Source organism: Neolewinella agarilytica (genome assembly GCF_900110645.1).
Lineage (GTDB): Bacteria > Bacteroidota > Bacteroidia > Chitinophagales > Saprospiraceae > Neolewinella > Neolewinella agarilytica.
On record NZ_FOFB01000013.1, the window covers coordinates 111,453 to 134,770 of the forward strand.

Annotated in this window: 14 protein-coding genes; 6 read left to right on the forward strand and 8 right to left on the reverse strand. The window is 51.4% G+C overall.

The features are described from left to right. Positions 1–3 precede the first annotated feature (3 nt). Together BM123_RS12880 and BM123_RS24235 are read right to left on the reverse strand one after the other, a co-directional pair. Positions 4–225 (reverse strand): hypothetical protein, encoded by a 222-nt coding sequence (locus tag BM123_RS12880; protein ID WP_090169133.1) that lies wholly within the window; start codon positions 223–225, stop codon positions 4–6. 89 nt (positions 226–314) lie between these two features. Continuing rightward, on the reverse strand, positions 315–470 hold the full coding sequence (locus tag BM123_RS24235; RefSeq protein WP_175489369.1) for a hypothetical protein: 156 nt from the start codon (positions 468–470) through the stop codon (positions 315–317). A gap of 59 nt (positions 471–529) precedes the next feature. Here BM123_RS24235 and BM123_RS12885 point away from each other — a divergent pair, with 59 nt between their 5' ends. The 3 genes from BM123_RS12885 (at position 530) to lpdA (ending at position 4,591) form a co-directional block, all read left to right on the forward strand. After that, entirely contained in the window at positions 530–1,819 is a 1,290-nt protein-coding gene (locus BM123_RS12885; protein WP_090169135.1) for a serine hydrolase, read from the forward strand. A gap of 183 nt (positions 1,820–2,002) precedes the next feature. After that, the gene (gene trxB, locus BM123_RS12890) at positions 2,003–2,941 is read left to right on the forward strand and encodes a thioredoxin-disulfide reductase (RefSeq protein ID WP_090169137.1); all 939 of its coding nucleotides are present in this window, start codon (positions 2,003–2,005) and stop codon (positions 2,939–2,941) included. Between the two features lie 249 nt (positions 2,942–3,190). Then, a complete protein-coding gene (gene lpdA, locus BM123_RS12895; RefSeq protein ID WP_090169139.1) occupies positions 3,191–4,591 on the forward strand; it encodes a dihydrolipoyl dehydrogenase in 1,401 nt (466 codons plus the stop codon). Positions 4,592–4,641: 50 nt separating this feature from the next. Here lpdA and BM123_RS12900 read toward each other — a convergent pair whose 3' ends face one another. The 5 genes from BM123_RS12900 to BM123_RS12920 all read right to left on the reverse strand — a co-directional run bounded on the left by BM123_RS12900 (position 4,642) and on the right by BM123_RS12920 (position 11,940). Next, entirely contained in the window at positions 4,642–7,608 is a 2,967-nt protein-coding gene (locus tag BM123_RS12900) for a T9SS type A sorting domain-containing protein (protein ID WP_090169141.1), read from the reverse strand. Positions 7,609–7,837: 229 nt separating this feature from the next. Continuing rightward, a complete protein-coding gene (locus BM123_RS24590; protein WP_245748536.1) occupies positions 7,838–8,212 on the reverse strand; it encodes a VOC family protein in 375 nt (124 codons plus the stop codon). A gap of 84 nt (positions 8,213–8,296) precedes the next feature. After that, positions 8,297–9,112, reverse strand: coding sequence for a helix-turn-helix transcriptional regulator (locus BM123_RS12910; protein WP_090169143.1), 816 nt, complete (start codon positions 9,110–9,112; stop codon positions 8,297–8,299). A gap of 352 nt (positions 9,113–9,464) precedes the next feature. Next, positions 9,465–10,949, reverse strand: coding sequence for a xylulokinase (locus BM123_RS12915; RefSeq protein WP_090169145.1), 1,485 nt, complete (start codon positions 10,947–10,949; stop codon positions 9,465–9,467). Positions 10,950–11,406: 457 nt separating this feature from the next. Beyond that, on the reverse strand, positions 11,407–11,940 hold the full coding sequence (locus BM123_RS12920; RefSeq protein WP_175489370.1) for a hypothetical protein: 534 nt from the start codon (positions 11,938–11,940) through the stop codon (positions 11,407–11,409). Between the two features lie 434 nt (positions 11,941–12,374). Between BM123_RS12920 and BM123_RS12925 the strand changes: the two genes are divergently transcribed. After that, the gene (locus BM123_RS12925) at positions 12,375–15,521 is read left to right on the forward strand and encodes a WD40/YVTN/BNR-like repeat-containing protein (protein WP_090169148.1); all 3,147 of its coding nucleotides are present in this window, start codon (positions 12,375–12,377) and stop codon (positions 15,519–15,521) included. 234 nt (positions 15,522–15,755) lie between these two features. Here BM123_RS12925 and smc read toward each other — a convergent pair whose 3' ends face one another. Continuing rightward, the gene (gene smc / locus BM123_RS12930) at positions 15,756–19,307 is read right to left on the reverse strand and encodes a chromosome segregation protein SMC (RefSeq protein WP_090169150.1); all 3,552 of its coding nucleotides are present in this window, start codon (positions 19,305–19,307) and stop codon (positions 15,756–15,758) included. Between the two features lie 479 nt (positions 19,308–19,786). Between smc and BM123_RS12935 the strand changes: the two genes are divergently transcribed. Both BM123_RS12935 and BM123_RS12940 read left to right on the forward strand, forming a co-directional pair. Next, the gene (locus BM123_RS12935; protein WP_090169153.1) at positions 19,787–20,827 is read left to right on the forward strand and encodes an NAD(P)H-dependent glycerol-3-phosphate dehydrogenase; all 1,041 of its coding nucleotides are present in this window, start codon (positions 19,787–19,789) and stop codon (positions 20,825–20,827) included. A gap of 9 nt (positions 20,828–20,836) precedes the next feature. Then, the gene (locus BM123_RS12940; RefSeq protein WP_090169156.1) at positions 20,837–23,317 is read left to right on the forward strand and encodes a YfhO family protein; all 2,481 of its coding nucleotides are present in this window, start codon (positions 20,837–20,839) and stop codon (positions 23,315–23,317) included. Position 23,318 lies beyond the last annotated feature (1 nt).

Here is a 23,318-nt window from a genome sequence, read left to right on the forward strand (position 1 = left end):
TGACTACTCCACAATCTCATAGTCAATCTGCAATTTCCGTAGTGAGCGGAAAGCGGAACTTTCGTTAAAGCTTACTTCAATATCCACGGGCGAGCCTTCGATCAGGATATTGGTGAGTTCATTGGCGAGGTTGTAGTCGAGGCCATCGGCAATGTCCTCCAAAGTCCGGGCGATAGCCCGGCGGTCGGGGCGATCCTGTCCGCAAGAAAGTAAATTGAGCTGCATTTTGTTTTGTTTATTGGCAAATATAAACAATTTAGCGCAAATACGCCATTGAACTATCATTTTGTGTACACAGCGAGATGCACGAGCCGTCAATTAACTTTTTCGGCCTCCGCCATCACTACGAGCCGGTCGAAGAACCAAGACGGTAGTCTGGCCCCCGGGATTAAAATTCCTCCTGCCACCTCCCCCTGCTCTTTCACCTTTCCCCTTGCACCTGCGTTCTGCGCCCAAAAAACAATGAGCATCCAAAAAAGAACATTGCCCCTCGTCGAGCCGCTCTATCTTTATGCCGAAATCACCAACCATGAAAATGCGCCTTGCGCTGGCACTGCTAATTCTTGTGCTGCTAGTATACCCATCTGTTCCTGCTGACTCCTACCCAATCGATGGCTACGAACGCTCGGGCATCTCCCGGCTGCAGTACCTGACGACGATGGACAGCAGCCGGCTCGTTCGGCAACTACGCCCGGGTGCCCGCCATCCCTTGGAATATGTACGCCTGAACCTGATGGCTAAGCCCGTGCAGGAACTCCCCGAGCCGGATGAAGCGCTGCAGAAAGAGCTGGAAGACATCCTTCCCATTTTCCATAAGAGTTATTCTCTGGCGGTGTACGACATGACCCCGGGCCGGGAACCCCGCTACGCCGTTCGCAACCCCGATGCTGGTTACCAACCCGGATCTGTCGGCAAACTGGCCGTGGCCACTGCCTTTTTCTGTGAGCTCGAAAACCTGTACGTGGACGACGTTGGCAAGCGCTTTGATCTGATGAAAAAGAAGGTCGTCAAAGCCGGCCCCTTCGGCGTCTATGATCATCATACCATCCCCAGGTTTGACGTGGAAAAAGAACGCTATGCCAGAAGCAGAGTAAATGAAGGAGATGAGTTCACCCTGTATGAATGGGTTGATCACATGCTGTCCGTGAGCAATAACGGTGCGGCAAGTATTGTCTGGCGGGAAGCCATCCTGATGCGCGTGTTTGGAGACAAATACCCCGAACTGACGTACGAAGAGATGATGGACTACTTCAAGAAGGTGCCCTGGGCCGAGAAACGGGACATTGCCGAGGACGTGGTGAACGGGCCACTGAGGGACATGGGCATCGAGCACGAAGAATGGCGGTTGGGCACAATGTTTACGCGGGGGGCCAGTGGTATTGTGCCGCCCAAAGGCGGTAGCATCGGTACCGTTCATGGCCTGATGAAATGGATGACAGCGCTGGAGTCTGGCAAAGTCATTGACGCCCCTTCCAGTCTGGAAATCAAGCGTTTAATGTACATGACCGACCGACGGATTCGCTACGCTTATTCGAAATCGCTGGACGATGCGGCCGTGTACTTCAAGTCCGGCTCTCTCTACGGTTGTAAACCCGGCACCAGTTGCGGTAAATACCGGGGTAACCGGATGAACTACATGAACTCCATTGCCATTGTGGAGCAACCCGACGGTACGCGCTACGCCGTAGCGCTGATGAGTAATGTTCTGAGCCGAAATTCCGCTTATGATCATCAGCTGCTGGCTACCCGGATCGATAATGTCCTGAGAAAAACAAATAATGCAGATCCTTCGGAGAGTTTGGGGGACGGGACGGAGTAAGGGAGTAAAGGAGAAGGGATAAAGGGAGTAAAGAAGGGGGCGCGGTCGCAGGTGCAAGGGAAAAGTTTAAGGAGCAGAGAGGTCCTGCCCATAACTATCGGATAAAGACATCCTCGAATTGTCTAACACAACTATGCTGCGCCAAACGGGTTTTCCTTACTTTCGCCCAAAATTTATACCCCCATGAGTAAGGAACCATTAAAGACCGTCATCATCGGCTCCGGCCCTGCCGGCTACACAGCTGCCATTTATGCCGCCCGGGCAAATCTCAGCCCCGTGCTGTATACCGGTAAAGAGCCCGGAGGACAGTTGATGATTACTACTGACGTAGAGAACTTCCCTGGCTACCCGGACGGTATTCAGGGGCCTGCCATGATGGAGGATCTACGCAAGCAGGCAGAACGCTTCAACACGGAGGTTAAATATGAGTTGATTGACAAAGTTGACTTCAGCGGACCTATCCATAAAATTTACACGGAAACCGGTGAAGAGATTCAGTCACACACCGTCATTATCTCTACGGGTGCCAGTGCCCGCTGGCTCGGTCTGGAAAGTGAGCAACGCCTGATGAACAATGGCGTAAGCGCCTGTGCCGTCTGTGACGGTTTTTTCTACCGTGGTAAAGAGACGGCTATCGTTGGTGCTGGTGACAGTGCTGCCGAAGAAGCACTTTACCTGAGTAACCTGTGCCCGACCGTTCACATGCTCGTCCGCCGCGATGAAATGCGCGCGTCTAAGATTATGCAGGACCGGGTCAAGAAGCAGAAGAACATCAAGATTTACTGGAACACGGAGACCGAAGAAATCCTTGGTGACGATGCCGTAACGGGTGTTCGGGTCTTTAACAATAAGACTGGCGAAAAGCAGGATATCCCCGTTGAAGGCTTTTTCGTTGCTATCGGTCACGTTCCTAACACAGCGATGTTTAAAGACTGGCTCGACATGGAAGATACCGGCTACCTGATTCACCAGCCGAACTCAACCAAGACGAATGTTCCGGGAGTATTTGTTTCCGGCGACGCGGCCGATCACGTATACCGCCAGGCCATTACGGCTGCAGGAACCGGTTGTATGGCCGCCCTTGATGCAGAACGTTACCTGGGAGAGATAGGGATTATTTAAAAGCCTCCGGCTTTTTAGACACGCTTCGCGCTTTTAGGGCTTCGGTAAAGACTGGACCGGAACTCTAAAAGCGCAGCGTCTAAAAACCGCGAAGCGGTGTCTAAAAGAAAGAGGAGCGCAGCGATCTCTTTCGTCTAAAAGGCGAAGCCGTCTAAAAAGGAGCGCAGCAACTGTCTAAAAAGCGAAGCGTCTACCGTACCTTTGCGTCGTTTTTAAGCATACACACTACCAATTAAAATTTCAACCATTATGGCTTCTTTTGATCTCATCGTTATTGGCAGTGGCCCTGGCGGCTACGTTGCAGCAATTCGTGCTTCACAATTAGGCATGAAAGTAGCCATTGTGGAAAGAGAAAATCTTGGTGGAATCTGTCTTAACTGGGGTTGTATCCCGACGAAGGCACTCATCAAAAGTTCCCAGGTATTTGAGTACGTGGAGCATGCGGCTGATTACGGCATTAAGGTCGGTAAGCCGAAGATTGATTTTGGTGCTATGATTGGTCGTAGCCGCGGCGTTGCCGACGGGATGAGCAAGGGCGTCAACTTCCTGATGCGTAAGAACAAGATTGAAGTGATTGAGGGTGAGGGTAAGCTCCTTCGCGGTAAGAAGGTGGAAGTCAAAGCCGCCAGCGGTAAGGCTACTGTTTACGACGCGGAGCACATCATCATCGCCACCGGCGCGCGTGCCCGCGCGCTGCCTAACCTCCCCATCGACGGAGAGAAGATCATCGGCTACCGCCAGGCGATGACCCTGGAGAAGCAACCCAAGCGTATGGTCGTAGTGGGAGCCGGTGCCATCGGTGTCGAGTTTGCCTACGTTTACGCCAGTATCGGCACGGAAGTGACGGTAGTGGAGTTCATGCCCGGAGGCCTCGTGCCGCGCGAAGACGCGGACGTGAGCAAAGAGCTGACCAAAATTTACAAAAAGAAAGGCATCAAGGTACTGGCTAACACCAGTGTTGAGTCCGTTGATACGAAGAACAAGACCCTCAAAGTGACGACCAAGGACCGCAAAAGCGGCAAAGAATCCGTCATTGAGTGTGATGTGGTCCTCTCCGCCGCCGGCGTAGCTCCGAATACGGAAAACATTGGCCTGGAAGACCTGGGAATTAAGACCGAGCGCGGCCTCATCGAAGTCGATGAGATGTACCGCACCAACGTCCCCGGCGTTTACGCCATCGGTGATGTACTTCCCACTCAGGCACTGGCTCACGTGGCAAGTGCTGAGGCAATTACCTGTGTGGAAGCTATTGCCGGCCTTAATCCGGAAGCCATTGATTACAACAACATTCCCGGTTGTACCTACTGCATCCCCGAAGTTGCCAGTGTTGGCTACACGGAAGCTGCCGCCAAAGAGGCGGGCTACGAACTGAAGGTTGGGAAATTCCCCTTCAGTGCCAGTGGTAAGGCGAGTGCCGCAGGTGCAAAGGAAGGTTTTGTGAAGCTGATCTTTGACGCCAAATACGGTGAGCTCCTTGGTGCCCACATGATCGGTGCCAACGTCACCGAAATGATCGCCGAATGTGTCTCCATCCGTAAGCTGGAAACCACCGGCCACGAGATCATTAAGACCGTTCACCCCCACCCGACCATGAGTGAGGCAATCATGGAGGCTGCCGCAGCGGCTTATGGGGAGGTGATCCATTTGTAGGGTTACCCCAGGAACAAATGTGAGGCTTCGTGTTTCCCACCAAGACTCCGTCAATACTTCAAAACAGATCGAATAGCAAAGCCACCAGTTCTTAGGTCTCTTAAATGCAGGAAGTAAGTCCCGGGAGGTAGTCCACCCAGTGAAATGGTTGGGGAGTTACTGGTCGTCTGTCCTTCAAGAATTTTCCTTCCATCTTGCGAGAAGATAGCAAGTCGGAGGTTACTTCTATTACTTACCCCGTCAAGGTTAATTGTCAGTAGATCAGCGGTTGGGTTGGGAAATACATTTAGTGCTTGGTCAAGAACTGTGTTTAGAACATTCACCGTGGTATCGGGCAAGGCGGCACAGTGAGCGACTATAACATCGGGATCGCCGACTGTTCCAGTATTTGTTGGATCACTCGGATCGAAACGAAATAGTTCTTGCCCATATAATGTATCCCTTGCCGAGAAGTATAGGAATCCATCATGTGTATACAAGCTTGATGGAGCAAAGGCGGTTTGACTATTTGAGATACTTCGTACTAAAACGGTACCGTCAGTACTGCCATCGGAAACATACAGGTCACGGTTTCCATCACTAGCCTCAGCGGTAAAATACAGGCTTCCAGAAAGCAAGGTTAGCTCCCGAGGAAAAGAAGCGTCAGGGCCTGCCCGAAGATCAATGAGTTGACGCGCTAATTGACCAGGGCCCGGGATGATCCACAACTCCGCTCCCGCAGCCTCAGTGGTTGCGGTAAAAAATATTGTGTCTCCCTTCGCCACTGCATTCATAGCAAACCTACCGGCACCGTTGAACAGCGCCGTCCGCCTGATAATTTGATTTGTGGAGTCAATACGGTAAAGGTTAGTTGAACTGAATTGGTCAGCAAAAAAGTGGAGCTCTCCCTGATAAGTGAATATTTTCCGGATATTATCAAAGCTTACATTATTGAGTAAGCGGGTACCACCGACTGTGCCATCCGTTCTAAACAGGTATTCATTAAAAGAATCAACTATTACCTTGATATATCCAACTCCATTGACAACTTTGCTAATTTGAATACTTCGCGGATCGAAGATATTATTCAACGGCAGCACTACTGTACCTTCAGAAGTGCCATCGGTACGGTACAGAACTAGGCCGTTACTACTACGATTCGTGAAGAGGGTAACAGAGTCCGTTAAGGACATAAAGGGGCTATTCGAAGAATTAAACCCAATGTCACTCAATCGCTTTAGAGAATCAATCTGACCACTTAATGGATTGTATCGATACAAAATTTGCCCTTGCGATACGCCACTAAAAGCAGTGATTAATAATTGATTGCCAACTCGCCCGGGTGGTGATAAGCTTTGAATTCCTAACTCTACGGAATTGGTAACAATCTCTTTTGTCCCAGATTCAGTGCCGTCACTTTCTATCAAAATACCCGTTCCGCTCGCTGTGAAATAAAATTTATCCGCAAGCTCTAACTGGCCGAATATAGAATAGCCCTCACGGCCCAAAATAATATCCCGGACCAACCGAGTAGTCGCAGCAGAGCCACCACTTTTATGCAATTCACTACCATTGCAGCCGTTATTGGCCCGAAAAAACAAGGTATCCCGGAAGGTAAAGAAGCTTCCAGGGTTAGAACCGGCTTCTTTAGTATTAATATCTGATAGTAGCCGGGTCCCCACTTTACTGCCGTCAGAAATTAGAACTTCTTGTCCGAAGTTTATGGTACTGGCCGTAAACATTACTCTTTCACCAACTTTAGTAAGTTGGTCAATAAGCGCGTCATCTACTCCCGGAATTAAATCATCTACAGCCTTAGTTCCTTCTACCGTACCATCGCTTACCCAAAGTTCTTCGCCGGTTTCAGTACGAAATGCTTTAAAATAGAACTTACCATTAACCAGTTTATTACTAGTGCCTATGTTAGCAATGGAGGCTCCGGCGGGTTGAACGACACCAAGAACAAAGGTGCCAGCTTCCGTCAAATCCGAACGATATAGACTCACACTTCCGTCTGTAGTCTTTCGCCCTAAAAAAAACAGAAGACCGGACTCTGAATCATAGGTGTGAGCAAAATATCCAACTGAGTCTTGGCCAGGATTCAGATTTACCACCGTGTCCAAACGAGTAGCAGATGTATCGGTGCGTAATAACTCATGAGCAAAGTTTTCCCCATTACGAGTATAATAAACCTGATCGCCAGAGATAAAAGCAGTGCGTAAAAATAGCGTATTCGTATCGCTGGAAAAAGTGGATAAGCTTCGGAATTCAGACAAACCAGGATCCGCAAGCAGGTGTGTAAAACTATCCCTGCTAAAACCAGACAGTAGTACTTTATTGCCAAAGGGAGTTACTTCAAGCCCAAAGTCTGTCTGCAAAGGCAAATCGACGGGTGTAGTATTTACTCCTTCGTTGAGGTAAAGAGAAGCGGGTCGGCCTTCAAAAAAATCAGCCGGGTAAACCAGATACGCAAATGTGCCTTGAGTTGCGATTTGACTAACAAACTGGTTATCGGGCAAATCTGTCAAATAGTGAGTCCCCTCACTCGATCCGTCCGTCCGGAAAAGCTGGAAAGTATAAGCCTCATTCCTATGAATGAACAACACTTCTTGCGTTCCATCATCTAAGGGAGTAAAGTTGTTAATTCCTGAGGAAGATCCAGAGGCACCTAGTTGCGCAAGCGTAAACAAGCTATCTGAAGTAAGGTTAGCTCGGTGAAAGGTTTCTTCCGCTCTTTCAAAATTAAATGTTCGAAAATAAACATCATCTCCGATCAACTTACTATCCCAGATTATGTCGTCGATTTGAATTGGTATATCTGTACCAAAACGTTTTAAACTGTCACTAGCAGTATCCAAAAAGAACAACTGAAAGGCAGTGTCGTCAGGACGGGCAAAAAACACTCCGTAATTGGCATTTCCCATTAATTCATCCGGCCGGCTTCCCCCATTGGTTTGATTAATATTAGCAACAAGGTGCTGCGCACTAACGTGAGTGAAGAAAAACAGAAACAAAATGGACATCCAAGCGCGAATCATATCAGGTTTTTTGGTGTGTAAGAGAACAGACTTCAACGAACTATATCGTCAAAGCAGGGTGAATATAGTGATTTTTAATAGCGACAATGGTATTCCAGCTCATTTCACCGACTTGAGCCCGTCTGACCAGAACAACCATCAACACAAAAGAAGCCAGCCAGACGACGTCTCACCAGAAAAACTAAAAAGCCGTCACTGACTTCAGTCAATGACGGCTTTTACTTTTCACTTACTGCCGGGAATGAAGCCCGATAGTATTTCCCTCCGTGTCCTGTAGTATCGAGACGAAGCCGAACTCACCGATGGACATCTTAGGACGGAGAACTTTACCTCCTGCCTGCTCTACCCGCGCTTCTTCCGTTACGCAATCGCCCGAAACGAAGTAGACGACGGTGTTGTTGCCACCGGCTACCCGGTCAGCTTTTTCAACCAGTGCTCCCGAGATGTTCAGCCCTTCGAAGTCAGCCGGGAAAGCGGATTGTTTGCCCCACTCTGCCGGAAGGTCCGTCAGCTGGGTGTTGAATACGGTTTGGTAAAATTTTTTGGCGCGGTCTATGTCTGAAACATAAATATCGAACCAACCTACAGGATTTGTCATCTTCATCGTTTAATGATTAATGTACTTTGCTATATCGCACTGCAAATATGCCGCGACACCAAAGCCTGTAATTGTAAAAATGGGACAAGCCTATTTTTTTCGGTCGAAAATCAGCGACATTTTGAGGTGATCACCGTAAAAATCTTTGGGTGTCTGCCCGGTAAACTCCTTAAAGTCCTTAATGAAGTGTGCCTGGTCATAAAATTCGTTTTCGTAGGCCAGGTCGGTAAGCTTAACCGTTTCCTCGTTCAGCAAAGTCTTGAGGGTTGCCTGTAATCTTATCGTTTTGGATAGTTGCTTAGGGCTTAAACCAATGGTTGAGGAAAATTTGCGGAGCAGGTTCCTTCGGTTGACGTTGTTCTGCTTTGAAAGATCATTTACGGATAGTCGCCCGTTGGCCGTCAGGATGGTTTCAATCGTAGACTTAACGATCAGGTCTACATTTTGGGCGTCCGTTAAGCGCTCCAGTAAGAAACGCTCCATGAGGCTGATCCTCTCTGAAGTAGTGCTGGCTTCCAGAACCTGCTGCCCGATTTCCCGTCCGGCACCACCAAAAAGCTTCTCCAGAGGAACGGCCGTGTTCTCCATGTCTTTGATCGGATAAGGGGCAAAGGGTAAAAAGCCATTGGGATGGAAGCAGACAAAGAAGGTTCCGGTTTCTCCCATCGGCTCCACCTCATAGGGCTGAGTGAGTTGTCCGATCAAAAAGAATTCCGGCAAAATTTGAGCATCCCCGCTTTTAGGATGATGCTTGTAAGGATCCCCGTAATGGAAAATTAACTTCATGCAACCGTCCGGGACGATGGTATTTCTTACTGGTGTGTTTTCCTGCTCACTTTCCAAAGTCCAATAGCACTTGACGAAGGGAGCTAAGTCAGGGCAGGGCTTGAAGATTTGATGGTCCATGGGGGCTGAACTTTGAAGAGGCTTTTAAGAGAACAGATTGATAAAAGCGAAATACGGCATTTTACCCAAGAACGCCAACCAAATCATCTGCTAACCGCCTGAGGGCGTCTATCAGTAGCGATGGTTGACCGAGTTGGCGAAGCCGACGAGGAAGCCCATCGCACGCAGGTTCCCGGCTCAAGCCGGTACTGTGTTGCGAAGCTCTTCGAGCTCTATTCGCTAATAGATCGGTACTCCTGTGGACGCCCTTCCTGAGCTACAACCGTTAGCCCTGGAAGGGCGTCTACACGTAGCGATGGTTGACTGAGTTGGCGAAGCCAAGGAAGGAGCCCATTGCAAGGAGAAGCAAACCCTATCCCAACATCCCCTCCAAACTCCGCTCCCACTTCAAATATGCAGTTTCCAGCGCCGAAACATTCTCTCCCGGCGTAACCCGCTCTAACACCTCCTGCCGGCCCACGGCGCTGCCCAGATCAGGGGCAAGGCCAACGGAGACAGCAGCCGCCAGCGCAGCCCCTACCGCTCCCGTCGTATTGTGCACCTCGATGGTGGCACCAGTCAGGGTAGCAATGGTGGAGCTGAATACATCGCTCTGAAAGAGGTTGTCATTACCGACGCGGATGGTGGACAGGTCAACGCCCAGCTCCTTGAGCACTTTCATGCCGTAGACGAAGGCGAAGGCGATGCCTTCGAGCCCGGCGCGCACCAGGTGCGCGCGTTCGTGACGGTTCAGGTCGAGGCCCAGCAGGTGAGCACCGATGTTTTTGTTGCCGAGCATCCGCTCGGGGCCATTTCCGAAGGGCAGGAAGTGAAGACCATCGCAGCCAGCGGGAGCACTTTGGGCGAGGGTTTCCATATCTCCGTAAGTGAGGCTGTCTCCGCCAATCATATTTTTCACCCAGCGGTGCAGAATGCCCGCGCCATTGATACAGAGTAATACCCCGATCCGGGGTGCTCCCCCCTCATGATTAACGTGGGCGAAGGAGTTGACGCGCTGTCCGGGGTCGAAGGCCAGGCGGTCCGTGACGCCGTAGACAACGCCGGAGGTGCCACCGGTAGCGGCGACCTCGCCGGGGGCGAGGACGTTGAGACTCAGCGCATTGTTGGGCTGGTCACCCGCACGGTAGCCAACAACGGTGCCGGGGGCAAGGCCAAGTTCTTTGGCGGCTGACTCGGAGAGGCGGCCCTGTTCACCGACGGCAGGCACGCGGGGTGGCAGCAGATCGGCATTGAGCTTCATTTCGTTGAGGATGAGGTTGGCGGGCGTGTTGTCCGCAAAATCCCAGAGGACGCCTTCGCTTAGCCCCGTAACCGTCGTAGTCGCCTTTCCGGTCAGGCGAAGAGCGATATAGTCTCCCGGCAACATGGCAAATTTAGCGCGGGCGTAGTTGTCGGGTTCGTTGTCAGCGACCCACTTCAGCTTGCTGGCGGTAAAGTTGCCGGGGCTGTTGAGGCAGTGCGTCAGGCAGGTGTCCGCGCCGATGGCGTGGAAGGCACGATCGCCGGTTTCGACGGCCCGGCCGTCGCACCAGATGATGGAGGGGCGAACGACCTGATGATTGTCATCCACCAGCACGAGACCGTGCATTTGGTAGCCGATTCCCACGGCTTTTATGTCCCTTGCCTGCACCTGCGTCCGCGCCAGAATATCCTGGGTCGCCTGCACCACATATTTATACCAGTCTTCCGGATTTTGCTCGGCCCAACCCGCTTCCGGCGCGTCCATGCCCATTTCCGTCTCCGGTGCCGTTACGCGGGCTAAAACCTTGCCGGTTTTGGCTTCCACGAGGGCTGCTTTGATGGAGGAAGAACCGAGGTCGTAACCGATAGTGTACATGGTGAATAGATGAATGAGAGAATGGGTAAACGGGGTAACGAGGATAATTTTCGCCAATATACTAATCGGTGAATAAGGCAATCGTTTGTTGCCTTTAGAAGAGCAACATTTGGGCGCGGACGCGGGTGCAAGGAGAGGCCCCAGAAAGCAAAGCCGGACCCTCAAAGGAATTGGCTGCCTCGCCTTCGGCTACGGGCCAATACCTTCGAGGTCCTAGGATAAATCCTGCAGTATAAGGACCTCGAAGGTACCCAGCACGAAGCGGAGCGGAGGACTGGGTTCCTTCGAGGGTCCGGTCCGGCAACGGTATTCAGCTACCTCAAAAGCATTTTACAAGAGGGCTAAATACCTTCGAGGTATAACAGGAGGTCCGGGAAAACAAAGCCGGACCCTCAAAGGAATTGGCTGCCTCGCCTTCGGCTACGGGCCAATACCTTCGAGGTCCTAGGAAATAAATCTAAATTTCCAGATCCCCATCATTGAATAATAAGTCCTCTATTTCATGAGCGGCAACAAAAGCATCAATACCGCCAAATTTATCCCAAAGAATATCCCTGGCTAGAAATGTGGACATCATTGGTGTAGTTAATTCATGAAAAGATGTCCATGGGTATTCTTCTAATCCTCGACAATAGCCGTGTTTAATTGGATTTCTGTGAGTGTAAAGAACAACGTTCTTAAAATAACGCAAATCCATGACTTCCTGTCGCTCAAAACTTCGTTCGAACAAGCCGCTTACCGTTCGGTATTTTCCATTGAAATATTTCGCATATGCATTTTGCAAATGGCTGAACTGACGGCCGATTCTTCTCTCGTCGGTTAAAAACCATTCCTCTAGTTCTGTTCTACCTTTAATACAAACTACCAAATGAAAATGGTCCTCCATTAATGCATAAGAAAATAAGGAACCGACAGGCAGGACGTATTTCCTAAGTAAATTCAAGAATCGCTTAAAATCTTGCTCTTCCTTGAAAATAGTACGTCTATTCACTCCCCGATTAAATATGTGATAGTACTTCGATGGGGAAATGGTTGTTTTTTGCTTTTGAGGCATGATGTAGCAACTAATGATCCAGGACCTCGAAGGTACCCAGCACGAAGCGGAGCGGAGGACTGGGTTCCTTTGAGGGTTCGGTCCGGCAACGGTATTCAGCTACCTCAAAAGCATTTTACAAGAGGGCTAAATATCTTCGAGGTATAACAGGAGGTCCGGGAAAACAAGGCCGGACCCTCAAAGGAATTGGCTGCCTCGCCTTCGGCTACGGGCCAATACCTTCGAGGTTCTAGGATAAATCCTGCAGTATAAGGACCTCGAAGGTACCCAGCACGAAGCGAATCGGAGGACTGGGTTCCTTTGAGGGTCCGGGCTTCTATAGAAAAACTCTCCACCACGCCGTAACTTCACCCTCACACCCAATACAAACCATGCTCCTCCGCCACTTTCTCCTCTTCGGCTGCCTTTTACTCAGCAGCACCCTTTTCGCTCAGTCTGAAACGAATCCAAAATCCAAACTCGACGCCGTAAAATACCGCCACGTAGGCCCCTTCCGGGGAGGCCGGGCCAACGATGCGGTTGGCGTTCCGGGCGATCCGATGACCTACTACATGGGTAATACCGGCGGCGGCGTTTGGAAGACAGAAGACGCGGGGCAGCACTGGAGCAACATCTCCGACGGTTTCTTCGGCTCCAGCTCCATCGGTGCACTGGCCGTTGCGGCCAGCAACCCCAACATCGTCTACTGCGGTACGGGCGAACACGCCGTGCGGGGTGTGATGACTTCCTCCGGAGACGGCGTCTATAAATCAACCGATGCCGGTAAAACCTGGAAGAAGATCGGGCTGGAGAACAGTCGCCACATCGCCCGCATCGTGGTGCATCCTACGGATGAAGACATCGTCTACGTCGCCGTGCAGGGCTCCCTGTACGGCCCGTCTAAGGAGCGAGGTATTTACAAAACGACTGATGGCGGTAAGAACTGGAAGCAAATTCTGGCCGTCGACGAGCGAACAGGCTGCTCAGAGCTGAGCATGGTAACCAGCAATCCGCTCATCCTCTACGCCACCATGTGGGAATACGGACGCAAGCCCTGGCAGGTCATCAGCGGAGGCCCGGGCAGCGGGGTTTATAAAAGCACCGACGGTGGTGAGAGCTGGAATAAAATTCAGGACGGCCTGCCGAAAGAACTGGGAAAAATGGCGATCTCGGTCGCTCAGAGTAATCCGGACAAAGTCTACCTGCTGGCAGAGTCCGACTCCGAAAAACAGTTAGGTGGTCTGTTTGTGTCCAACGATGCTGGCGGCAGCTGGTCGCGAGTTAGTGGAGACCATCGCCTGATCCAACGCGCCTGGTACTACATCGAGGTCTTTGCTGACCCGAATAACGAAAACACGGTTTACGTACTGAGCGCGCCGATGCTAAAATCCATTGACGGCGGTAAAAACTGGGAGGTGATGTCTGGTCCTCACGGCGATTATCACAATCTATGGATCAACCCTAAGAACTCGAAGAACATGGTCGTAACCGACGATGGAGGCTGTGGCATCACCTATAATGGCGGCAAGAGCTGGTCTCGGCAAGACAATATGCCTACGGTACAGATTTACCGCCTGAACGTAGACAACCATTTCCCTTACCGCCTATATGGCGGTCAGCAAGACAATACTTCCGTCCGGCTGGAAAGCCGGGACCTGAGGGGCGGTGGCATTGGCCCGCGTGCCATGACGCCTTCCGCCGGAGGGGAGAGTGCCTTTCTGGCCTTTGACCCTGATGACCCAAGCTACGTGCTCGGTGGCAGTTACCTGGGCACCATCGGTTCACTGGATACCAAGACGAGTACTTACACCAACATCATGTCATCGCCCATTCAATACCTTGCGCTTGATGCCAAAGACATGAAGTACCGCTTCAACTGGAACGCGCCCATTATCTGGTCACAGCATGAGCCGAACACTTATTACCATGCTGCACAAGTCCTGCTTCGCACCCGCGACCGCGGCAAAAGCTGGGAAGAGGTATCGCCTGATCTGACACGTAACGAAAAAGAGAAACAGGGCAAGGGCGGAGTTCCCTATACCAACGAATCGGTTGGAGCCGAAAGCTATGGCACCATTGCCTACGTTATGGAGTCTCCCCACGAGAAAGGGGTGATCTGGACGGGTAGCGACGACGGGCTCGTTCAACTCACCCGCGATGGTGGCAAAAACTGGAAAAATGTTACTCCCACCGGCCTGGCGGAATGCCTGGTTAACGCCATTGAGGTCTCCCCACACGATCCAGCAACGGCTTACATCGCCACTACCCGCTATAAATTCGATGATCATAAGCCAGGGCTTTACGTTACTCACAATTACGGTAAGAGTTGGTCGGCCATCAACGCTGGCATTCCTGATGGCGCCTTCACGCGCGTCATTCGTGAAGATGACAAGGTGAAAGACCTCCTCTTCGCTGGCACGGAAACCGGCGTCTATGTCTCCCAAAACGGCGGCAAACAATGGGACGCCCTGCAACTGAACCTTCCCGTGACACCGATTACGGATATGGCCGTTCGCCACGACGACCTCATTCTCTCTACTGCTGGCCGTGGCTTCTGGATTCTGGATGATCTTGGTCTGATCCGTCAGCGCCCGGCACCTAAAAGCAGTATGCACCTGTACGATCCGGAGCCAGCTGCTCTGGTGGGTGGATACAGTCAGCTAAATGGTAATAACCCTGGATTCAAAGGAAGCCACCCTCTACGCGGTGTTAACCCCGCTAACGGCCTGGTGATCTACTATCAATTACCTGCGGAAAAAGACAGCAGCGAATTAATGCTGGAGATCAGGGATGGTAACGGAGAGCTGATACGCAGCTTTTCGTCTGTAGCTACGGGCTTCTCCCCCTGGGATGGTGGCCCCGGCCGCCCGGCTACCCTTTCCGCTAAACCGGGTTTGAACCGATTCGTCTGGGATTTACGCCATGCTCCTCTGATTGGTGTCAACCAGGTCTATATCGAGGGGAGTTACCGGGGGCACAAAGTTCCCGCAGGCGACTACCAGCTGATACTGAAGAGAGGCTCCACAACAAGGTCAACAACGGCAGAAGTTCTCCCCCATCCGCTTCTGAAAGTTGAACCTGAGGCAGCAATAGCCTATGACAAGCACCTCAAGGGCATGGCCGCTGAACTTAATAAGATGCATCTGTTGACCAATCAGCTTTTCAGCGCAGCGCAGCAATTATCAGCTGCCACCAAAAAGTTACCAAAATCCATGGATGCTGATCAATTGCGTAAACAGGCTGCGGCCCTTTCCAAAGAATTAAAGGCATGGGATGAGCTTATGGTTCAGCGCAAATCCAAAGCTTACGATGACGTTGAAAATTACGTAAATGGCTTCACGGCTGACTATCTGTTCCTCTTGAACCAGAGCGAAAACAACATTGGTCAGATTGGCGAGCCTTCCTTAAACCGTATGCAGGAATTAAATGCTCAATGGGCCAAATATGAGCAGACCGGAGAGGTGCTGATGGAGCGCCTCGAGGCTTTCAATAAGCGCTTATGGGCGATGGGAGTCGGGGCGATCCAGGTGAAAGATTAAGCTTACAAATCGTAACAAGCATTTAAATTAATTGGGCTACTTGCCTTTAAATATACCCAGCAAGCCTATATTTAAGGGTGACTAAGAAAAAAAACATCCAAACTAACACTAAGCGAATTGAGCAGGAAGACAAAAATCTTCTTGAGTTTTTCCTTACCGAAGTATTCATCAAAAGTATGGTGCAGGGCGTAAGCCACGTAGCCGGCGGTATCGCCCAGCCGTTTGTTCGCCCTACTATACCGCCTCGAACATCAGACTCCCCTCCAGCTCCGTAAACTGAACGGGTAGCACACCACTACCCTGCTGCTCATTGGTATACACACCATAGATGGTATCCACGGCTTCCATGGTGAGCTTATTGTGGGTCACGATGATGAACTGGCTCTCTTTGGAGAACTTCTTAATGATCTTGTTGAATTTGGCAATGTTGGCATCGTCCAGCGGAGCATCGACCTCATCGAAAATACAGAACGGGGCCGGCTTCAACAGGTAAAGCGCGAAGAGCAGGGCCGTAGCCGTAAGCGTCTTCTCACCACCGGAAAGCTGGCTGATGGTCGTAGGCCGTTTGCCCTTGGGCTTGGCAACGATTTCAATCTTCGATTCAAGCGGGTTTTCCGGATCCAGCAGGATAAGATCACAGTTGTCATCCTCGGTGAAGAGGCTACGGAACACATCGATGAAGTAGGTCCGGACCTGCTCGAAGGCTTTAAGAAACTGTACCGTAGCGGTTTCTTCTATTTCTTTGATCGTTTTGATCAGGGTTTCCTTGGCGCTCACGATATCATCCCGTTGTTTGGTGATCGTATCGTGGCGTTCCTTCATTTCGTCGTAGGCTTCAACGGCCATCGGATTGATCTCGCCGTAGTTACCAATGCGCCCGCGTAAGCGATCCACTTTCATTTCCAGGTCCCCAACGGCACCTACCCATTCTTCAATTTCCATCTGCCCCAGTTCTTCGAGGCCAATGTTAAACTCGATCTTGAGCCGTTCCGCCAGACCGTTAATCTTGAATTTGATATCAGTAAACTTCTCCTTGAGCTGATTAACAAGAATCTGTCCGTCCTGCCGGCGGCGGTTTTCCCGCCGCAGGTCATCCTCCATAGCGTTAATGGTCGTTCGGGCAGAGAAGTAATCCGACTCGGCAGTGTTGAGTGTTTCCTGGTAGGCCGTGCGATCCGCGTACATCTTCTCCAGGTTTTTCGCCTGAAGTTTCTCCTGCTCCTCAAACTGCAGGCTCTCTTTGGCCAGCTTTTCGAGCTGCTCTTTATTGGTGCTATCCAAATCTGCCAGCTCTTTGAGTCGGTTACGGCGGAAGGTCACTTCCTGTTCCAGTGTCTGCACCAGGTTCTGCTGGCGGATGAAGTTGATGTTTTCTTCGTTGTAAGCTGCACTGGCGGCACTGAGTTGCTCACTTAGCTGCCGGTAATTTCCGTCGGTTCCCGCTAACTGCTCCCGGAGTGCTTCTACGGCGGCGGAAGCATTCTCCAGGTCTCGTTCAATCAGCGAGTTAGCCTTAACGATCTCCTTCACCTGCTTATCCAGCACATTGTTTTTCTCTTCCGTTTCCGTGAAGTAATTCGTGAAGCTTTCCACCCGGGCCTTCAGCGCTGCGCGCTTCTGCTGAAGACGGCTGAGTTCGCGCTGCTTCTCCTGAATGTCTTTATCGACGCGGCGTTGCCGCAGCTCGTTGAGCTTATTGCGCTCTTTGTAGAGATCCTTCTCAATGGCACGCGCTTGCTCCTCAGCGGCAGCGATGGCTTTTTCCAGAACCTCCAGGTTCTTCTTCCGACCAATTTTCTTTCCTTCAAAGAGACCAACCGAACCGCCACTGACCGAATATGGGCGGCGAATGAAACGACCGCTGCGGGTCAGGACCGTCAGCCCTTCGGCGGGTTGCTCCGGCAGCTTATCCTCATCCGTCACCAAGACGTTGTGCAGTAGATGATCCAACAGAGGCTGAAAGACTTTGTCCACTTTCACGACGTCCGTCGCCGGGCGGGTTCCACCGGGGAGGAGCGCTACCCCACCCTGATATTTCGGGATGGCGTCCAGCAAGAAGAAATTAGCCTTGCCTTTCTGGCTTTTGCTCAATAGAGCAATCGCTTCCCGGGCTTCGCTGGCATCCGCTACGACATAGTAGTTCAGTACACCTTCCAGGTAATTCTCGATGGCGACACGATAGTCCTGATCCACCAACACCAGATCCGACAGCAATTGAGGGTCTTCTTTCCACTGCTTACTCTGGCTCAGAAAGCGGATGGACTCGGGGAAGCCCTCCAGGCTATCAATCATGCTTTTAGTAAGCTTGAATTCGTTGCGGCGGGCATCCAGTCCACGATTTATTTTGCTCTGCTCGTTCTGCAGTGCTTCAACGGCTTCCGTGGCTTCTTCCAGGGCTTCGCGGCGTTCGGTTTCTGCTTGCTCTAGTTTTTCAAGAGCGAGCAATTCCTTTTCCTCTTCGGCTTCCAGCTCTTTGAGGGAAGCTTCCAGGCTGTCTTTTTCACCGCGACGATCATCCATCTCGCCAGCATTTCTTTCGATCTGGAAGCGAAAGTTTTCCACCTTATTACCGTTGATCGCCCGGTTCTTTTCCAGTTCAAAGATCTTTCTTTCTTCTTCCTGCTGTTGTTTCAGGCCTTCCTCCAGGCGTCCCTTAATGGATTCATGCCCGCTACGGATTTCCTTCAGGGCTTCTTCTGCGGCGGAGAGCGAAGTCTGCCGCTCGGTTTCCTTCGCTTTCTCTTCTTCAATTTGAGCTACCATCCGGTCAATCTGCCCGGTGTAGTCCGTCAGTTGGCCAGTGGCGGTTGCGATATCCTGCTGCAGTTTCTCCGTCTGGCGGCGTACGAAGGTCTTCCGCTGCGCCAGCATTTGCTTTTCATTCTCCAGCCCACGAAGCTCATTGACCAACTCGTTGAGTTTCTTCTGTCGCTCGCCGAGTAGTTTCTCTTTATCGACGTGCTTTTTACGCTCTTCTTCCAGCGTAGCCTCCAGCTGGCGAATCTTTACGTCTACGTTCCTGTACTGGTCTTCGGCAGTTGTGATTTCGCTTTTCAGCTTACCGTAATCTGCGCGCAGAGCAGAAACTTTCACCTGAGTCAGCTGCAGGCTCAAACCTTTGTATTGTTCCTTGAGTTCCAGATAACGACGGGCACGCTTAGCCTGTTTCTCCAGGCTGACGAGGTTGTTGTTAATCTCGTGCAGCAAATCCTCAATCCGGTCCAGGTCACCTTCCGTATTCTTGAGCTTATTGAGTGTTTCTCGCTTGCGGGCTTTGTATTTGCTTACACCAGCGGCCTGCTCAAACATTCTCCGACGGCTGTTATCCTTATCTGCCAGGATGTCATCCACCATACCCAGAGCAATGATGGCGTAGGAGTTTGAGCCAATTCCGGTATCGAGCAGTAAGCTGGTAATGTCCTTCAAACGGCACTGGACACCGTTCAGGCGGTATTCTGAGTCTCCACTGCGGTAGAGCATCCGGGTGATCGTCACTGATCCGTACTCCGTTGGGAGTAGGCCTTTGTCATTGTCAAAAGTCAGACTGACACTCGCCAGATTGCCCGCTTTCTTCTTCTTGGTACCGTTGAAGATTACGGAACTCATCTTATCCAGTCGTAGTTCCCGACCTTTCTGCTCACCCAATACCCAGCGTATGGCATCAACGATATTGGATTTCCCGGAGCCGTTAGGGCCCACGATACCGATCACGTCCTCGTCAAAATTGACGACCGTCTGATTGGCGAAGCTTTTAAAGCCCTTTATTTCGAGTTGGCGTAAGCGCATATGAAAGGCGAAGGTAATTGGCTTCTGTCTTTCTTGGGTATTTTAAACAGGGTAGTTTTCCCGACGATTTCCACAGGGTTTTACACATTTTGCCCAAGGATGCTTGCTGAGCGTATCACTAACCCACGGGACCGCATGGCTATCATTAACTTACACCGGCAGTAAGTACAGGCAGGTGGGCAGTCATTTCAGGGCTATCCGGTTGGTGCCCATGCCACCAGGCAGAAGGAGGCCTTTTGGAGACAAAGCCTGCCCTGCTTTTAAACCTCCCCTTGCACCTGCGGCCGCGCCTCCATCCATACTCAGGTGGGCGCAGCCGCAGGTGCAATGAAGGACTTCAGAGTGCAGGGAGTCCTGAGCGTGTTGTTTTTTTATCCGCAGAAACAATCTGGCATCTCCTCGATCAAGTTGAAAACCGATTCAAAAATTCTTTCCCCCCCAACGCCGTACCTTAGAGCCGGAAAATCACCAACAGACGTATGCCCCAGACAGAAACGGTAGGGATCATCGGAGCCGGATCCTTCGGAACAGCCATGGCTAATCTGTTGGCACTCAACACTGATGTGCTGGTTTACAGCCGGAATCCGGAGTTGGTAGAACAGCTGAAAAAGGATCGTTTTCGCTTCGGGGTGCCCTTACACGAACGGGTGACGGTAATTAACGATTTTGAACAATTGGCGGACCGTTGTCAACTTATTCTGCCCATCGTTCCGTCCAATAATTTTCGGGAAATGATGCGCTCCGTGACGGATTACCTCACGCCCGGTCACGTACTGATCCACGGCACGAAGGGTTTTGACATTGGCGATGTGGTGCTGGAAGACATCCCCAAGACCGGGATCGAGCGCCGGCAGGTACAAACCATGACGGAAGTAATTCTTGAAGAGAGCGTCGTGGTGCGTGTGGGTGCATTGACCGGTCCGAATCTGGCGCGGGAATTGTTAGACGGACAACCCTCCGCCTCCGTTATCGCCAGTAAATTCGACGAAGTCATTCAACGGGCTGATGCTGTCCTGAGCTCTCAACAGCTACACGTTTTCCATACGCATGATCTGCTGGGTGCAGAGCTTGCCGGCGTCCTTAAAAACGTTGTTGCGCTCGGGTCCGGCATCCTGAAAGGTCATGGTTTGGGCAAAAACATTCAGTCGATGCTCATTACCCGCGGCCTTCACGAAATGATCCACTTCGGGCGCGCTCTGGGCAGCAGCAACAAAGCCTTTTTAGGAACGGCAGGTATCGGAGACCTGATCGCCACGGCAACGTCCAGCAAAAGCCGGAACTATACCTTTGGCTACCGCATTGGTTGTGGTGAAAAACTGGAGGAGGTCCGCTCCACCAGCCAGGAGCTTGCCGAAGGCGTCCGAACCCTGATGATTACCCGTAACCTGGCCCGTGGCATGCGCCTCAGAGTTCCGATTACGGAGATGTTATACCGTATTGTTTTTGAAGATTTCCCCGTTAAAGATGCGATGGATTTCCTCATAACTTATCCGTACGAAATAGACGTAGACTTTTTATAAGCTATTTACATGAATTTGAAGAAAGCACTTCCCCACCTACTGGCCATCGGCATATTTCTACTTACTGTCGTTGTTCTGTTCAGTCCGCAATTCCAGGGTAAAACCCTCCGGATGGGTGACATTACGAGTTTTAATGGCTCCGCCAAAGAATACGCGGACTACCAAAAGGAAACGGGTGAGCGGGCAAACTGGACGGGCACCAGTTTTTCAGGTATGCCAACATTTCAGATCTCAAGCGTGAGGGCCGGCAATCAGATCGGGCTACTGGAAAAACCGCTTCAGGGGTTTTTACCTCGTCCGGCGGGCTATTTCTTTGGAGGAATGCTCTGCTGCTATTTATTGCTGGTCTTATTGGGAGTAAGCCCCTGGCTCAGCATTGTTGGTGCTTTCGGGGCAGCTTTGGCCACGAATCATATTGTGCTCTTTGAAGCGGGCCATATGTCTAAAATCGTGACGATTTTCTACCTCCCGCTGATCGCCTCGGGTATACTGCTGGCTTACCAGAAAAAGTACTTGCTGGGTGGAGTGATTTTCGCCATTGCTCTGGCTCTTTCCATTCGGGCCAATCACCCGCAAATGTTGTTCTACTTCGCCATGACCCTACCGATTTTCGGTGCGGTGCGTTTTGCCTCAGACCTTAAAAAGGGCCAGCTCGGGCATTTTGCCAAAGCTGCCGGTGTATTGGTTATCGGCGCAATTCTTGCCCTTGGCTCGGGAGCAAGTAACCTGATGACGACCCTGGAATACACGGCTTCTTCGATGCGGGGCGGTCAGGTTTTAGAGACCCCTTTAGCCGCTCCAAACGGTAAAGACGCGCCAAAAAAAGGCTTGGAGTGGGACTATTCCATGCAGTGGAGTAACGGCTTTAAAGACCTGGTAGCCACTTACGCTCCGCTCGCTGCCGGTGGTGGCAACGGTCAGGAGATTACGGCCGATACTGATCTGGGTAAGGCCCTGCGCAGAGCGGGCCTTAACGTCAGGGGAGAATTTGCCGCCCCCATGTACCACGGTTCTCTGCCGTTTACGGAAGGCCCCTCTTACCTGGGGGCAGTCGTATGGGCACTCTTTTTGTTTGGCCTCTTTACGGCCCGCCGGAGCATCGCTATCTGGCTGGGAGGCGGTACTTTGTTATTGTTTTTATTGTCTTTAGGTAAGAACTTCGAAGGCTTTAATCATCTGCTCTACGATATCCTTCCCTTTCTCAACAAATTCCGTGCACCAAGCTCGGCCCTGGGCGTCGCTTCTTTCATGATGGTTTCTTTGGGCGTGATTGGTATTCATGATTGGCTCAAAAAAACAGACGATCAGCCGGAGGCCGCCAAAAAGCAGTTGCTTTATTCAGGCATTACCGCTGCGGTGCTAGGACTCATTGTAGCCGTATTGCTTCCTGGCTTCATTACTTTCGCGGGGGCTAATGACACGGCTTTACTACAACGGTTTACGGGCGGGCAAATTGAGGTAGCGTCACTACTGGATGCTCTTGAATCCACCCGCGCCTCCCTTTATAGCGCGGACGCCTGGAGAAGCTTCCTTTTCGTCGGCCTGACTTTTGGCGTACTCTTCCTGATGTGGCGAAAAACCGTTAGTCCGCTGATTGGCGGCCTGGTACTGGCCGCTTTCCTGCTTTTCGACTTCTCCGGGGTAAACGGACGGTATATTGCAAAAGAAGACTGGAGAAAAACTCCACGAAACGCAGCGCCATTTCAGGCAACGGCAGCAGACCAGCAGATTCTGCAGGATACTGACCCACACTTCCGGGTTCTCAATGTGGCGGTCAACACCTTTAATGATGCCTCAACGAGCTACTTCCATAAATCAGTCGGCGGTTACTCCGCCGTTAAGATGCGTCGCTACGATGACCTGATAAAAGGTTACCTGAGCAAGCGGGACCCTAAGGTGCTTAGCATGCTCAACACGAAGTACTTCATCCTACCCGGTCAGGATGGACAAGTCCAGGCACAACGAAACCCCAACGCCTTCGGCCCCGCCTGGCTGGCGAGTAACCTTCAGATGGTCAACTCCAATGACGAGGAATTTGCGGCTTTAGGAAGCGTTCCTGACCTGAAGGCAACGGCCATCGTCCACAACGAATTTGCCGATGAAGTCAGTGGTCTCTCCCCCAATGGGCAGGGTACGATAACGCTCACGAAATACAGCCCCAACGATCTGAGCTACCTGTTCGATTCCCCTTCGGAGCAACTGGTCGTATTCTCGGAGATCTGGTATGGCCCTGATCTCGGTTGGGAGGTAACCATTGACGGGGCACCGGCAGAGTTAATCCGCACCAACTACCTGCTGCGTGGCCTGCGGGTTCCGGCCGGACAGCATGAGATTAAGATGAGTTTCCGCCCTTCCAGCTACAGTACGGGTAAGTTAATCTCCATGATCTGCAGCCTGCTCCTGCTCATTGGATTAGCGGGCTACATTGGCAAAACGATAATGGACCGGAACCAAGGACAAAAGACGGCTACGCCTACGGAGGTACTCTGAC